The sequence below is a fragment of the Arcticibacter pallidicorallinus genome (assembly GCF_003002875.1).
Lineage (GTDB): Bacteria > Bacteroidota > Bacteroidia > Sphingobacteriales > Sphingobacteriaceae > Arcticibacter > Arcticibacter pallidicorallinus.
The window spans coordinates 68,929-83,993 of the sequence record NZ_PVTH01000003.1; the positions used below are offsets into that span (position 1 = coordinate 68,929).

Genomic DNA, 15,065 nt, shown 5'->3' on the forward strand with positions numbered 1-15,065 from the left:
CTACATACTCAGCACTTCATTCCAGATTTTTTCGTTCACAGGAATACCATCACGCGTATGTTGATTTCGTTTGGAAAGGGTGCTTTCTCCCGGATACCGAACCTCTTCAGGGTGTCCGAGCTTGGTAAATTTAAGAATCTGCTCCACGAGAGCTTCATTTCCTGTGCCTGGCTTTATCGCGATGAAGCATTGGGAAACGCCCGACTCTGCGCCTCCACGGGTAATCTCGGCGGTAGATCTTCCGCCGCTGAGCGAAGTCAGCAGCACGTCGACCAACAAGGATAAACCTGAGCCTTTCCAGTATCCGATGGGTAAGGCCCGCTGCGATTCTATGATCTTAGCCGGTTCTTTGCTCAGCTTCCCCTCACTGTCGTATCCTCCTGGGAAGGGTAAATGTTCCTCGCGGAACTTATATTCCTGCATCTTCCCAAACGAATACTGAGACACCGCCATGTCCAGCACGATATGCCCCCCGGCCCGGGGCACCGCAATAACGATGGGGTTATTACCCAGACGAGGTTCCGTCCCACCCCAGGGCGTCACATTAGCGATGGTATTGGTAAAGCAGACTCCGATGAAGCCTGCATCGGCCGCTTGCCAGCCGTAGGTTCCGCCACGCATCCAGTGATTGGTATTTTTAAGCGACACACAGCCTACACCATACTCACCGGCTAATTCAATCGCCCTGTTCATGCAATGAATCGCATTGGATATCCCGGGAGCGAGGTTTCCATCCCAGTTTTCGAGGGCAGCCATCCCTTCCATGCGTTCGGGCTCAGCAGCTGGCTTAACCAGGCCTTCCTTCACCGCACGTACAAATGAAGGAAAGCGATTCAAGCCATGAGTATGAACGCCGTCTCTGCTATTCTCTGCAAAGATGCGGGCACATAATTCTGCCTTTGATTCCTGAAATCCGTTGTTTAACAAAACCCTTTTAAACTCTTCTTGTAGCCTGGTGAATTCGACCTTCATAACTGCGCGTTTTAATTACCTGTTGACATCAAAGATATCCATCGAATGCTTTCTTTCTTAACCTAAATTAAGTGGCCGATGTTTGCATAGCGGTAACTTTGTAGTGTTATGAAAAAATCAGTATTACATCAAGCAGCAACAAGAGGTTCAGCCGATCATGGATGGCTGAAAAGTTTTCACACCTTCAGCTTTGCGGGGTACTACAATCCAGAACGCGTGCATTTTGGAGCACTGCGGGTGCTGAATGACGACACCGTAGACGGCGGAAGAGGCTTCGGTAATCATCCTCATGACAATATGGAAATCGTATCCATTCCCCTCGAGGGAGAACTTCAGCATAAAGACAGCATGGGAAACGTCGCTGTTATCAAAGCAGGAGAGATTCAGGTGATGAGCGCAGGTACAGGAATTTATCATGCGGAATACAACAAGAATCCGAACGAGCCTGTTAAATTCCTTCAGATATGGATATTCCCTAACAAAAGGGATGTTACTCCCCGATATGATCAGATCAAGCTGGATATAGATAATAAACGCAATGTGCTCAATCAGGTCTTGTCTCCGGATAAAGACGATGAAGGGGTGTGGATTCATCAGGATGCATGGTTCCACATGGGACGGTTCGACGAGGGCAAACAGGCGACCTACAATCTGAAGAAAGAAGGAAACGGTATTTACTTCTTTGTATTGAAGGGCGCACTTAAGGTAGACGGCCAGGACCTGGAAACCAGAGACGGATACGGAATTTGGGATATCTCAGAAGTTAGTATTGAGGCAACATCAGACGCTGAACTTCTTATTATGGAAGTCCCGATGGAGGTTCGACTCTAATGCAAAAGATCAGCATCCTCGCGGTAGGTACGAATGAGAAAATTATGGCGACGATTTTGCGTCTCATCAATCAGAATCCGCAGTGGCAGGGAGATATTGCTTTGTCTTCCGAGACAGCGAGGGCGCTGCTACTGTCGGCAAACTACAATCTTATTCTTTTAGGATCAGGATCAGACGAAAGTAAAATTCGCCTGATCCTGAAAGATTTGGGCCAGAATATCCCGGTAGTGTTACATTATGGGGGCGGAAGCGGGTTACTGCTATGCGAGATTAATGAGGCTCTTAAGCCTTCTTCCATTTAACGGTACATCCAACGGCCTTCGTCTTGCTTACAGAGGGCTTTTTTCCATTGATCAGTTCATTCACCGCATTCTTCACGAAAGTTGACCTTGAAGGGTTGCTCTCATCCTGATCATTATCGATCGCTCCGGTATATTCGACAACATTTCCTTTATTTGTCTTGGCCAGAATAAAAACCGTCGGCGTATGGCTCGCACCAAATCGCTTCGTTATCTGCTGATCCGCATCCAGCAGATACGGGAAACTGAAGTTCTTTTCATTGGCACGCTCCTGCATTTTGGCGAAACTATCTCCCGGCGAAGCAACCGCGTCATTCGTATTGATGGCGATCACCGGATAGCCTTTAGGAGCATACTCTGTGTTAAGGGCGATAATACGGTTCTCGTAGTCTTTGGCAACGGGACAGGTGTTACAGGTAAATACTACAATGAAACCTTTGGCTGATTTGAAATCAGCGGGAGACAACATTTTGTTGTCGACGTTCTTTAGACTAAAATCTTGGACTACCGAGCCAACGGTATAACCCTGGGCGGATAACTTCATGCAGATTGCAAGAAGCAGGACGCATGACATAACAACTTTTTTCATTTTATTCGGGGTTTATAGTTAAGCTTTTAAGTTCTTCGTAAGAGAATTCTCGTTCGTAAAAACTGCGCCGGGAAGAAGCTGTATTAACGACAAGCGTAGCCGGGACGGAACCTCTCCAGTTCTTGTCTACATGATCGATGAACTTCTGCTGGTCGGGTTCGTCGAAAATATACACTTCTGATTCGATTTGATGCGTCTTGATGAAAGGATTTACCAGTTTTTCCAGCTTGGATCTGGAGTCGACACTAATAAGCAGAACCTGGAGAGGCAGCGCCTTATTTTCTTTACGGAGCCGCTCAAAGTAGGGGAGTTCCTGTACGCAGGGAGCGCACCAGGTAGCCCAGAAGTTAATGACAAATGTGGTATCCTTACCGTTCGCCAGCCTTTGATCAAAGTCCTTAAGGCTTAGCAGCTTCGCCTGGGCCCCAGCCCTGGAAGAAAGCAGGCAAATGAGAATAGCAAAAAGGAATTTCATGGTAGCGGCCGATGGTATACACAAACTTAGGCATTAAATAAAAGCCAATCAAAAGTTTAGCTTTTATTTAATGCCTGATTTATTCATCCCGGGAATACCAGAGCCTTCGCCACCGAGTTTCAGCAGCTATTGAGCTTCAAGATTAAGCATAATGGGAAGTGTATATTGAACCCGTACGTTTCTTCCGTTTTGCACACCGGCTCTCCATTTGGACGATTTCTTAAGCAGACGCATGGCCTCCTCTCCGGTTCCCAATCCCATATCTCTGAGGACTTTTATATCCGTCAGACTTCCATCCTTCTCCACTATAAAGCTTACAATCACTCTTCCTGAAACTCCCTGCTCCCTTGCAGCTGCCGGATAGTTGTAATTTTTACTGATATAGCTGTAAAATTTGGATAAGCCCCCCGGAAATTCGGGCATCTGCTCAATGGATACCATACCATAAACCTGTTCATCTTCTATAGTCGCAGCGTGAGTTGTGGTAGAGGTACCTACCGGCTGATCGATAACCACCTCTGCGCCGGGATCTCCCTTTACTGTCTCGGGACCAGGGTCCGCCACCTTTAAATCATCTACAGTAGGAATTTCGTCCACAACCTGACTGGCAGGCACCACCCTTGGAGGAACGAATCTGACCTGATCAGTACGCCGCTTTGGAGGCTCTGCCACTGACGGAGGCGGAACACTTTCGTCAATCGCGGGCGGAGTTATCAGGACGACATCTGTATGCAGGTCTGGGGTAGGGGTTGACAATTCAGTATCGCCCCCGTTGAGGTATCTGGAAATCAGCGGCGCACTCATTACAAGAATAAAGAAAGCCGCCCCGAAGAGCATTGACCGGGCGATGGTACGGTTGTTATTTTTGCGGAGCTGATACGCTCCATAAGCCTGATTTCGCCCTGTGAAAACGACATCTATCCATTGCTGATTAAAAATATCTAATTGTGCCATTGCGGTTGAGTTTTTAAATGATCCATTCACACGGGAATCATGTCTGAAAACCCTTTATCCTAGCGGTACCTCTAAAGATGATGTGGTTTAAAGAAGATCCTTTGTCTACTTTATATCAGGATGGTTTAAGACAGAGAATTCCACAACTGGAAATGCAGATTTTGAAAAAGCACTAAAAATGATTGAAAAAAATGGTTTATTCCCCTCATTCATTAGGCATTCCAAGCATTAAAACTAAATTTGCAAATCAAAACATTACAATGATCTATTTCTTCTCTAGTCAATCCCAAATAGTTTTCGCGGTACAATCACAACAACAGCTGTCTGCGGGCGATATTCCGAAGCTGGAATGGTTGTTTGGTGGTGCAAATCTCAGTAATGAAAGCACGCTTAAGGCCCCCTTCGTTGGTCCCCGTGCTGCTATGATCACTCCATGGAGCACCAATGCAGTGGAAATCACGCAAAACATGGGCATTCAGGGCATCATCAGAATTGAAGAGTTTCGGCAGGTAGAAGAAAGCTTTACCGGATTCGATCCGATGCTGTCTCAGAAATACAAAGAGCTTAATCAGGATCTGTACACCGTCCATGTAAAGCCAGAAGAGATCAAGGAAATTCAAGACATTGCAGCATATAACAAGCAGGAAGGGCTTTCGCTGAGTGACGAAGAGGTTGATTACCTCATCGGCCTTTCTCAAAGACTTGGGCGTGCCCTTACCGACTCGGAAGTATTCGGTTTTTCTCAGGTAAATTCAGAACATTGCCGCCATAAAATATTCAACGGAAAGTTTGTTATAGACGGAGAAGAACAACCCTCTTCCCTATTTAAACTGATCAGAAAGACTTCAGAGACCCATCCGAATGACATCGTATCGGCATATAAAGATAATGTGGCGTTCATCAAAGGGCCTAAGGTTCTTCAGTTTGCACCTAAGCGTGCCGACGTACCCGATTACTACACAACAAGCGAATTTGAATCTGTTATTTCCATAAAAGCAGAAACACATAACTTCCCTACAACGGTAGAACCTTTCAACGGAGCGGCGACCGGTTCGGGAGGAGAGATCAGGGACAGGCTTGCCGGCGGACAAGGTTCATTGCCTCTGGCAGGTACAGCTGTATACATGACCGCATTATCCAGACTGGAAGAAAACCGTCCCTGGGAGAAAGGCATGGAGGAAAGACAATGGTTATACCAGACTCCGATGGATATCCTGATCAAGGCATCTAATGGTGCTTCTGATTTTGGTAACAAATTCGGACAGCCATTAATTACAGGATCCGTACTGACATTTGAACATACAGAAGACAATCGCAAACTTGGCTTTGACAAGGTGATCATGCTTGCGGGTGGCGTGGGCTATGGCAAGGCAAGCCAGGCTCAGAAACAAAAGCCCTCAACGGGCGATAAAATCGTTATCCTCGGCGGAGAAAACTACCGGATTGGTATGGGAGGCGCGGCGGTATCTTCAGCAGACACCGGTGCTCTTGGTTCAGGAATTGAGCTTAATGCTGTTCAGCGCTCTAATCCGGAAATGCAGAAGAGAGCGGCGAACGCTGTTCGCGGTATGGTGGAAAGCGATCACAACACGATCATCTCCATTCACGACCATGGTGCAGGCGGGCATTTAAATTGTCTTTCAGAGCTGGTAGAAGATACCGGCGGTAAGATCGATCTGGATATGCTCCCTGTGGGCGATCCTACCCTTTCCGCTAAAGAAATCATCGGAAATGAATCTCAGGAGCGTATGGGTCTGGTTATCGGACAAGAAAACATCGACACACTGAAAAGAATCGCTGATCGCGAAAGGTCTCCAATGTACACCGTAGGAACGGTTACAGGTGACCACCGCTTTACATTTGAATCAGCAACTACCGGCATCAAACCCATGGATCTGGAGCTGAAAGATATGTTTGGCAGCTCTCCGAAGGTGATCATGGAGGATAAGAAAATTGAAAGAAAGTATCAGCCCTTGACTTACGATGCAGCGAACTTCGACGCTTACCTTAACCAGGTATTGCAGCTTGAAGCTGTAGCATGTAAAGACTGGCTGACAAATAAGGTGGACCGTTGCGTAGGCGGGCGTGTTGCCAAGCAGCAATGCGCAGGACCTCTGCAGCTACCTCTGAATAACTGCGGCGTTATGGCCCTGGATTTCCAGGGAAAAGAAGGTATTGCTACCTCCGTAGGACACTCTCCTTTAACAGCACTGATCGACGCAGCTGCGGGAAGCCGCAATGCCATTGCAGAATCACTTTCCAACATCGTTTGGGCACCTCTCAAGGATGGCCTGACGAGTGTTTCCCTTTCCGCAAACTGGATGTGGGCATGCAAGAATGAAGGTGAAGACGCACGTCTCTACGAAGCGGTGAAGGCATGTTCAGACTTCGCGATAGACCTTGGCATCAATATCCCGACCGGAAAAGACTCCCTGTCCATGAAACAAAAGTACAAGGACGGGGATGTGATCGCTCCGGGTACGGTTATCATATCAGCGGGAGGTAATTGCAGCGATATCACCGCTGTAGTGGAACCGGTTCTTCAAAAAGATGGCGGTAACATCTATTACATCAATCTATCTGAGGATAGCTATAAATTAGGCGGCTCATCTTTTGCTCAGGTATTGAACAGAATCGGCGATGAAGCACCTGACGTAAAAAATGCGGCGAACTTCAAGACAACGTTTAATGTGCTTCAGGAGCTGATAAAAGGCGGCAAAATTCAGGCAGGTCATGATATCGGCAGCGGCGGTTTGATCACAACACTGCTGGAAATGTGTTTCGCTGACAGAGAGCTGGGAGCAGATATCGATCTTACCTCTCTGGGAGAACAGGATATCATCAAGCTTCTTTTTGCTGAGAATATCGGTGTGGTTTTCCAGGCATCTGCTGGTGTCGAGGAAACGCTATCTGCAAAGGACATTCGCTTCCATAAAATCGGTACAGTCAACGACACTGCCAAACTAAATTTAACCAGCCTTGGAGCTGTTGAGCTGAACCTGAGCATTGACGATTTACGCGACGTTTGGTTCAAAACATCGTATCTCCTTGATCAGAAACAAAGCGGTCCGGTAAAGGCTAAAGAACGCTTTGAGAATTATAAAAATCAGCAGCTGAGGTATTCATTCCCATCTCATTTTGATGGAAAGAAGCCTGTTTTGGAAGAAGGCAAGCCTCGCATCAAAGCGGCTATCATCCGTGAAAAAGGAAGCAATTCGGAAAGAGAGATGGCTAACGCGATGTATCTGGCCGGCTTTGACGTCAAAGACGTGCACATGACCGACCTGATCTCTGGTCGCGAGACCCTGGAGGATATCCAGTTCATCGGCGCAGTTGGTGGATTCTCCAACTCTGATGTACTCGGATCTGCAAAAGGATGGGCAGGAGCTTTCCTTTATAATGAAAAGGCCAGAATTGCGCTGGAGAACTTCTTCGACCGTCCGGACACCCTGTCTGTGGGTATCTGTAACGGCTGTCAGCTCTTCGTTGAGCTGGGTCTGATCAACAAGGATCACAAGGACAAGCCTAAAATGCTGCATAACGACAGTAACAAGCATGAAAGCGGCTTCACGTCACTGACTATTCAGGAAAACAATTCCGTTATGCTGTCGAGTCTTGCCGGAAGTACGCTGGGTGTGTGGATATCTCATGGGGAGGGTAAATTCCAGCTGCCAATGGATCAGGATCAGTATCAGATCGTGGCGAAATACGGATATGAAAGCTATCCTGCAAATCCGAACGGATCAGGATACAATACGGCTATCCTATGCGACGACACCGGTCGTCACCTGGTGACTATGCCACATATCGAACGCTCGATATTCCAGTGGAACTGGGCACATTATCCTGCAGGTAGAAAGGACGAAGTAACACCATGGATAGAGGCTTTCGTAAATGCCAGAAAATGGCTGGAAAACCATCAGGGATAATAGAAGGCTGATAAATATTAAAAAGAGCAGGCAGAATGGATTCTCGCCTGCTCTTTTTTGTTATTAGCCTTGTTCTTTCCGGCTTTATACCGCCGTATCGGCAAGCTCTATCCAAACCGGAGCATGATCGCTGGTCTTTTCCCAGCCCCGTACATGCTTATCTACTCCCGCTGCAGCCAGACGGCTATCCAGTGAAGGGCTCAACAAGAAATGATCAATGCGCAGTCCGGCATCCCGCCCGTAAGCGTTACGGAAATAATCCCAGAACGTATATATTTTTTCATTGGGATAGAGCTTTCTCAGGGCGTCTGTCCAACCTTGATCAACCAAATTTTTAAACGCCTGCCTGACCTCCGGTCTGAACAGGGCATCTTCCACCCAGCGTTCCGGCTTATACACATCCAGCTCCGTAGGCATCACATTGTAGTCGCCAGTTAAAACAACCGGCAAACCAGACTGCAACAGCCCCGCGGCATGCGCAGTAAGCCTTTCGAACCATCGCAGCTTATATTCGAGCTTCGGTCCCGGAACCGGGTTTCCATTAGGCAGATAGAGACAGCCTACCACTATGCCATCTACGATTGCTTCGATGTACCTGCTATGTTCATCCTCCGGATCTCCGGGCAGTGCCCGCCTGACTTCTTTAATTTCCCGGTCCCTGGCAAGGATAGCCACTCCATTCCAGCTCTTTTGCCCGTGCCAGATTACATTATACCCGGCATCCCGGATAGCTTGTTCAGGAAATTTCTCCTGTGGCGCCTTAAGCTCCTGAAGGCATACGATATCGGGTGCGGATTCCTCCAGCCAGCGGAGTAAAACAGGCAGCCTGCCGTTAACTCCATTCACATTGTAAGTTGCTATTTTCATATCAGGGTAAAACAAATGTACACCGTTCTGCTTGCATTGTTATTCTGAACTACAATTTGCATGTCGAATTTAAGGACTTCTCTACTACCACTCTACGACCAAGATCAGTACCGACGGGCGATGACCGGCCCTGACGCACAAATACATTTATTCGGTTAACGAAAAAGGCGCGCGTTAGGGCCGGCAGCAAACAGACCAGACAGCTATTTGTTATATAATGGTATTTAATTGTATAGCTATGAAAACTCTATGGAAAAGCATGCTCTGCGCGTTGATGATGAGCGTGTCGTTCGAAGGAATCGCGCAAAGCGGAAAGGATACGCTTAAAGTGAACCCTGACCCTGCTATCAAGAAAACCGCAAAAAAGGTTGGTAACAAAACTTCTGAGATTGCGGCAAAGGGAGCTGCTAAAGTTGTTGATAAAACATATAAAGACAAAGTAGGGCCGCAGGGTCAAACCATCTATATCGACAATGAATCCCGGTACTATTATATTAATACAAAGGGCAAAAAAGTTTACGTCAGCAAATCAAGGCTCAAGCCGTCGGGGAAATAACCGGAATTTTTCTTCTACCGGCTGCATAGCGATAGCTTACCGGACTCTTGTCTCAAGAGGCTTAAACCAGTTCCCTTCCGGGAGCTGGCTTAAGCCTCTTCATTATTGTGCTGTCAGGCCGCATTCAGACCTTGCCATATCCCTTTCCATCTTCTTTTTACCATTGCAACCTCTTCTTAGCTATTGCATCATTTGCCCTGCATAAATGACCATTTTGTCGGTCAGACTTCCGTTCATCGTTTGGATATTTGATCTGGCATCGATACACAACAGCCCCCTACGAACCGGCCAGATAAACAACTCCTTCATACCCCGATCAATGTACAAAACACTCATCATGACTTCCTACCTGCTTCTCATCGCGAACTCCGCAACTCTGGCTCAAACCGTGCCGCTTCCAATCATCAGCATGGAAAACGGGCTATTGGCTTATGGCAGCGATGAAGAAGGGAACCAAATTCCTGATTTTAGTTACGCGGGCTATAAGAACAGTAACGTAGGCATACCCGTAGTTACAAAGGTTCTCAAAACGATTTCGCCTGTGATGGGTGATAATACTAATCATATTAACCAGGCTATTCTGTCTATGGCCAGGAAACCCAAAGACAGTTATGGAATAAGAGGGGTACTGCTTTTAGAAAAGGGCCGGTATGACGTTTTCGGAGTAATCAGAGTAAACGTCGACGGAATTATTATTCGCGGCGCCGGAAGCGGGCACAATCCGGATTCGGCAACAGTGATTTACGGCCGGGGAAATTCTCCGGAGAAACGAACCATAATGGTTGCTGGCAGCGGAACAGCCAAATGGGAAAAGCAAGGCGAACAGACGAACATTACCACGGAATTTGTGCCCGTTAACGGCAACTCTTTTGAAGTCGAAAGTACAAAAGGATATCATGTTGGGGACGTCATAGTGATCGAGCACCCCTGTACCGAAGAATGGCTCCATGCTATTGATTACGGAGGAACTGCCGGTGCCGCGTCAGAGCGATGGAAAGTAGACGAGTATCCGATCGTGTTCAAAAGAACCATTAAAGAGATAAGAGGAAATACGATAGTCACGGACGTTCCCCTTTATAACCACTTAAATAAGAAGCTTGCTCAATCATACATCTATAAAATACGAGAAGACATACGTAATAATATAGGTATCGAAGATCTGCGGATTGAGATTTCAGACTGGAAAAACAGGGACAGCGACGAGGACCACGCCCGGAATGCCTTGCAACTGAAAGGAGTGGAAGACTGCTGGGTAAAGAATGTCTCCACCGCGTACTTTATTAATTCGGGAGTTTCTCTTGTCAACGCAAACCGGGTTACCGTTGCGGATTGTCTGGCAGAGGACCCTGTCTCCAGAATACACGGCGGCCGAAGATACAACTTCAGTGTTGATGATTATTGCAGCCAGATTTTATTTAAAGACTGTATAGCCAAAAAAGGCAGGCATAATTATATTTCCAATGGGGCTACTACCGTTTCCGGGATCGTATTTCTCCATTGTGTATCTATAGATCCCTATGCTTCAAGTGAGGGCCATCGCAAGTGGTCAATGGCCGTTCTGTTTGACAACTTTCAGGATAGAGGCCATCTCATCGGTAACCATATCGTCCTTGGAGCCTATAATCGCGGAAGCTACGGCACGGGGCATGGCTGGTCTCTGGCACATAGCGTGATCTGGAACTGCGACCTCAAACGGCCTGACGGCCGGAGGGGAATCGTCATCTGCCAGAAACCACCAACCGCACAGAATTATGTTATCGGTGGGTTTGGAGATGTGAACAGGAATGTTCCTTTTCCTCAGTATCCGGCGGGACATATAACGGGCATAAATAAAGGCATAAAACTGCTGCCGGAATCGTTATTCCAACAGCAGCTAAAAGAACGGACAGGAAGATAGTTAGCAGAGCTATTTCATGTTTTTATATCTTAACAAGGCCTCCAGATAGTAATAATCCGCGTAGTTGATCGGCACATCTACTTCACTATTCTTTGGTTTGTGACCGGTACTATGGTCCAGAATGAAGCCCCTGTTGGTACCCGGCTCACTTGCATATTTTGCGGACAACGACTTCAGCATTTTCCTGGCTGCCTTCTTATAGCCTTTAGCGTTTTTAGAGTACAGACTAAGCTCAAATAAGGCAGAAGCTGCAATTGCGGCAGCCGACGCATCTCTGGAAACACCGGGTATTCCCGGGTCATTATAATCCCAATATGGCACCATATCCTTCGGAAGTTGGCTGAGTATAAAATCCGCTACTTTCTCTGCCTGATTTAAGTAAACTGCATTCTTTGTTTCCCTGAAACAGAGAGTGTAACCATAAAGCGCCCATGCCTGACCTCTGGCCCATGCAGATTCATCATTATAACCCTGATGCGTGTTTTTCTTTCGTACAGTTCCGTCTGCTTCATGATAATCAATGACATGATAGGTGCTGTAATCCGGCCGGAAATGGTTCTTCAGCGTATTGTCGGCATGGGTAACCGCGATCTTATAAAATGACGAGTCGCCGGTAAGCTTTGTGGCTGCAAAGAGCATCTCCAGATTCATCATATTGTCTATAATCACAGGATAAAGCCACTTATCCCGATTATGATCCCACGACCGGATCACGCCGGCTGAGGGGCTAAATCGCTTGGAGAGCGATTTAGATGACTGAATAACAATGTCTTTATACGCCTGATCGCCCGTTAACCGCAGTCCGTTACCATAACTGCAAAACATAATAAATCCCAGATCGTGAGTACCCGTATTGAATTGCTCTTTCTGGAGCTTACCGGTAAACTTGCGGGCTAGATCAAGCCACTTCGCATCGCGTGTATATTCGTAAAGATACCAGAGCTCCCCAGGGAAAAATCCACTGGTCCAGTCTTTAGAAACAACCAACTTCAACTTCCCATCTTCCAGAGTTCGGGGCATTACCTGCCCTTTTCTGGCATCGGCTTCCTTAATCTCTTCAAGCATCAGATTGGTTTGACTTTCTGCGAAGGCAAACTGCTTTTTAACATTTATCTTCTGTGCACTTACAGAGCCAATGGCACAACTGATCAGGGCCAGGCTTAAAAAATACTTCATATTATTTACAGGTTTATAAATGCAGTTTCTACACCTTCTACTTTTGCTGATACCGTACTGCGTCCTTTATTTAGCTTTACTTTAATAATTCCGCGGCCATTATAGAGCTGCAAATTTCTTGAACCTGTAGATGTTCCCTGATTATCGATCAGTTCACCATCACCAGACAGAGAAAATTTCAGCAAGCTGGCATTATCAAGGCATTGCACACCTGCAGCGTCATAAATCCTTGCCTCCAGGGTCGCAATACCGTCGTCTTCGCTGGTCTTATGGATAACGAGTTTCGCTGGTTTAGTCCACTTGCGCGTTTCATAATCAAAGCTTATCTCGTCAGTCATACGTATCTTCCCTTTCGTCGCAATCACTTTCACCGTGTTCTTTCCAGCAACAAAAGGCAGGTTCCACCTTAATCCCGCTGCCGGAAAGTCCTGACTGTTGCGAACCTTTACTCCAAAGCTTTTCCCATTCAGGAAGAGCTCGGCCTGATCAGCGTTGGAATATACCTTTACCATCTTTTCCTCGCCTTCGTTGCCCCAGCGTACCGGCCACGAATGTCCGTAGATATGCACCATAGGTTTGCTGGTCCAGTACGACTGGAAAATATAGTACGACTCTTTCTTCGTAAAGTCCCTTTCTACAACGCCCTTCTGATTAACATAGGGAACCGGATTTTCAGGGCGTACCGGCGTAGAGAAATCTTTAAACGGCCAATAGGCTGATCCGCTTAACCAAGGCATTGTTTCCTGTTCTTTTAAATGCCAGTCGATCAGATTACTCATATAAGATTCGCTCCAGTCACCGTCTTTGGAAATCCTCGCCTGTCCGCCATAAAGTGATGCATCCCCCGCTCGCTCATCAGCGCCATCGCTGCTTTTCACTTTCCGAAGCGCATTATCAGGGTCTTCGGAATGCCTGCGGGCATGACTGTCACCACCCCATTCAGCATGGAAAAAGTGTTTCACCCGCTTGTTTTCCTCTTCAGAAACCTTTTTATAATCAGTATACACGCCCCTGTACCAGCCGGCCCAAATGGAAGGCGAATACACGTCAACAATATCTTTACAGAAGTCGCATCTCCGGATGGCCGTCTTTCTGGAGGGATCCAGCTGATGTGATAAATCATTTAGCTCGGCCATAAAGCTGCGAATCGCTTCCTTGTCAAATGCTGAGAAGTCTCCGGGCCAGTCATTCTCATTTCCTAAGCCCCAAATGATCACAGATGGATGGTTGTAATGCTGCTCAATCATATTGGTGAGCATCCGACGCGCCTGATCTTTGTAAATATCTCCGCCGAGGCCCCCTCTGCACCATGGGATCTCCTCCCACACCATTATACCGAGACTATCGCAGAGGTCCAGTACGATGGGAGATTGCTGGTAATGTCCGAGGCGGATAAAATTAACACCCATATCCTTCATCATCTGCATTTCAGTGCGGATCATATCCTCCGTCATCGCTGCGGCTACACCCGCATGATCCTCATGCCGGTGTGTCCCTTTCAACAACACTCTTTTGTTGTTCAGCATGAAAGGCCCGTGTTCTTTAAATTCAAAGGAGCGGAAACCAACTTTTTCGGTCCGGATATGTTTACCCGCGGCTGAGAGAAGTTCGGTTTCTACCGTGTACAGCTGAGGTTTATCCGGCGACCATAAAAAAGGCGACTTGACAGAAAACTCCGCAATTGATGCTTTCTCATCGAAAGACTTCAGGCTTTTTTTTACCGTTGCGAGCAGCTTGCCGTCCGGATCTTTCAGACGGACGGTGATATCAGCGCCTGCCAGACTAGTGGGATCATAATACCTGGCTCGAACATCGATCTTCCCGGCTTTCAAATCCGTCCTCAGCTCTGGTTTTATGAATAGCCTTTCGACACTCAGTGCAGGAGCATAGACGAGATTTAAATACCGGTAGATTCCCCCATAGAGATTAAAATCACTGAGATCCGAGGGGATCATTTCAAGGTCCCGTGAGTTATCAGAACGGATGGAGATGGGAACAGAACCCTTGAACTGCTTGTTAAAAACATCCAGCTTTTGGAATTGCGCCACGGCATCGGTTATGTCTACCGTCCATTCGTCATATCCCCCTGTGTGAGAACCTACTTTGGTTGTGTACACATAAACATCCGTTTTCTGACCTGCCCCTTCGAAATGCAGAAGAATCCTTCCGCCCGGATAGGGGTTCTCGAGAGGCAGTTTTGTTCTGTACCAGCCAGGTCCCTGGTAATAATTCATATCCGGATCAACGGCGTCCTCTGCGTTGAAACTGTGCGGAAGCGTAACAGGCTCCCAGAGCGGGACAGCTTCAGAACTTCCTTTTGCAACCGGTCTGACGGCTTCCCATATTCCGCCCAGGTCTTGTTTTAAAAACTCCCAGTCAGAGGTCAGACGCTTTTGTTGCTGAGCACCCGCCCAGTTGAAAGAGCTCAATACAGCTAAAAAAATCAGGAATACTCTTCTTTTCATTTTTATCTAATTGGAGGAAGTTACGGCACGATAAGAATCTCCCTTGTTTGGTTTA

The 15,065-nt window shown here is 47.1% G+C and carries 12 protein-coding genes; 5 read left to right on the forward strand and 7 right to left on the reverse strand.

Features of this window, described 5'->3' with window-relative positions; translation table 11 throughout:
- Entirely contained in the window at nucleotides 1-972 is a 972-nt protein-coding gene (yiaK, locus tag B0I27_RS05260) for a 3-dehydro-L-gulonate 2-dehydrogenase (RefSeq protein ID WP_106292189.1), read from the reverse strand.
- Nucleotides 973-1,080: 108 nt separating this feature from the next.
- Here yiaK and B0I27_RS05265 point away from each other — a divergent pair, with 108 nt between their 5' ends.
- Entirely contained in the window at nucleotides 1,081-1,803 is a 723-nt protein-coding gene (locus tag B0I27_RS05265) for a pirin family protein (protein ID WP_106292190.1), read from the forward strand.
- Nucleotides 1,803-2,105, forward strand: a complete 303-nt coding sequence (locus B0I27_RS05270; RefSeq protein WP_106292191.1) for a response regulator receiver protein — start codon at nucleotides 1,803-1,805, stop codon at nucleotides 2,103-2,105. Before B0I27_RS05265 ends, B0I27_RS05270 begins: the two co-directional genes overlap by 1 nt.
- Here B0I27_RS05270 and B0I27_RS05275 read toward each other — a convergent pair.
- The 3 genes from B0I27_RS05275 to B0I27_RS05285 all read right to left on the reverse strand — a co-directional run bounded on the left by B0I27_RS05275 (nucleotide 2,086) and on the right by B0I27_RS05285 (nucleotide 4,120).
- On the reverse strand, nucleotides 2,086-2,691 hold the full coding sequence (locus B0I27_RS05275; RefSeq protein ID WP_106292192.1) for a thioredoxin family protein: 606 nt from the start codon (nucleotides 2,689-2,691) through the stop codon (nucleotides 2,086-2,088). The two genes, B0I27_RS05270 and B0I27_RS05275, sit on opposite strands and share 20 nt — an antisense overlap.
- Before the next feature lies 1 nt (nucleotide 2,692).
- Nucleotides 2,693-3,166 (reverse strand): TlpA disulfide reductase family protein, encoded by a 474-nt coding sequence (locus tag B0I27_RS05280; RefSeq protein ID WP_106292193.1) that lies wholly within the window; start codon nucleotides 3,164-3,166, stop codon nucleotides 2,693-2,695.
- A gap of 126 nt (nucleotides 3,167-3,292) precedes the next feature.
- A complete protein-coding gene (locus tag B0I27_RS05285) occupies nucleotides 3,293-4,120 on the reverse strand; it encodes an energy transducer TonB (protein WP_106292194.1) in 828 nt (275 codons plus the stop codon).
- Between the two features lie 260 nt (nucleotides 4,121-4,380).
- Here B0I27_RS05285 and purL point away from each other — a divergent pair, with 260 nt between their 5' ends.
- On the forward strand, nucleotides 4,381-8,049 hold the full coding sequence (purL, locus tag B0I27_RS05290) for a phosphoribosylformylglycinamidine synthase (RefSeq protein ID WP_106292195.1): 3,669 nt from the start codon (nucleotides 4,381-4,383) through the stop codon (nucleotides 8,047-8,049).
- A gap of 84 nt (nucleotides 8,050-8,133) precedes the next feature.
- Here the strand turns inward: purL and xth are convergent, their stop codons facing one another.
- A complete protein-coding gene (xth, locus tag B0I27_RS05295) occupies nucleotides 8,134-8,916 on the reverse strand; it encodes an exodeoxyribonuclease III (protein WP_106292196.1) in 783 nt (260 codons plus the stop codon).
- A gap of 238 nt (nucleotides 8,917-9,154) precedes the next feature.
- On the opposite strand from xth, the gene B0I27_RS05300 reads away from it, so the two are divergent.
- Both B0I27_RS05300 and B0I27_RS05305 read left to right on the forward strand, forming a co-directional pair.
- Complete coding sequence (locus B0I27_RS05300; protein WP_106292197.1) at nucleotides 9,155-9,472, forward strand: hypothetical protein; 318 nt, start codon at nucleotides 9,155-9,157, stop codon at nucleotides 9,470-9,472.
- Nucleotides 9,473-9,791: 319 nt separating this feature from the next.
- The gene (locus B0I27_RS05305; protein ID WP_181276686.1) at nucleotides 9,792-11,369 is read left to right on the forward strand and encodes a peptidoglycan-binding protein; all 1,578 of its coding nucleotides are present in this window, start codon (nucleotides 9,792-9,794) and stop codon (nucleotides 11,367-11,369) included.
- Nucleotides 11,370-11,378: 9 nt separating this feature from the next.
- Here the strand turns inward: B0I27_RS05305 and B0I27_RS05310 are convergent, their stop codons facing one another.
- Together B0I27_RS05310 and B0I27_RS05315 are read right to left on the reverse strand one after the other, a co-directional pair.
- Complete coding sequence (locus tag B0I27_RS05310) at nucleotides 11,379-12,545, reverse strand: glycoside hydrolase family 88 protein (protein ID WP_106292199.1); 1,167 nt, start codon at nucleotides 12,543-12,545, stop codon at nucleotides 11,379-11,381.
- 5 nt (nucleotides 12,546-12,550) lie between these two features.
- Entirely contained in the window at nucleotides 12,551-15,010 is a 2,460-nt protein-coding gene (locus B0I27_RS05315) for a glycoside hydrolase family 2 TIM barrel-domain containing protein (protein WP_106292200.1), read from the reverse strand.
- Nucleotides 15,011-15,065: the final 55 nt, after the last annotated feature.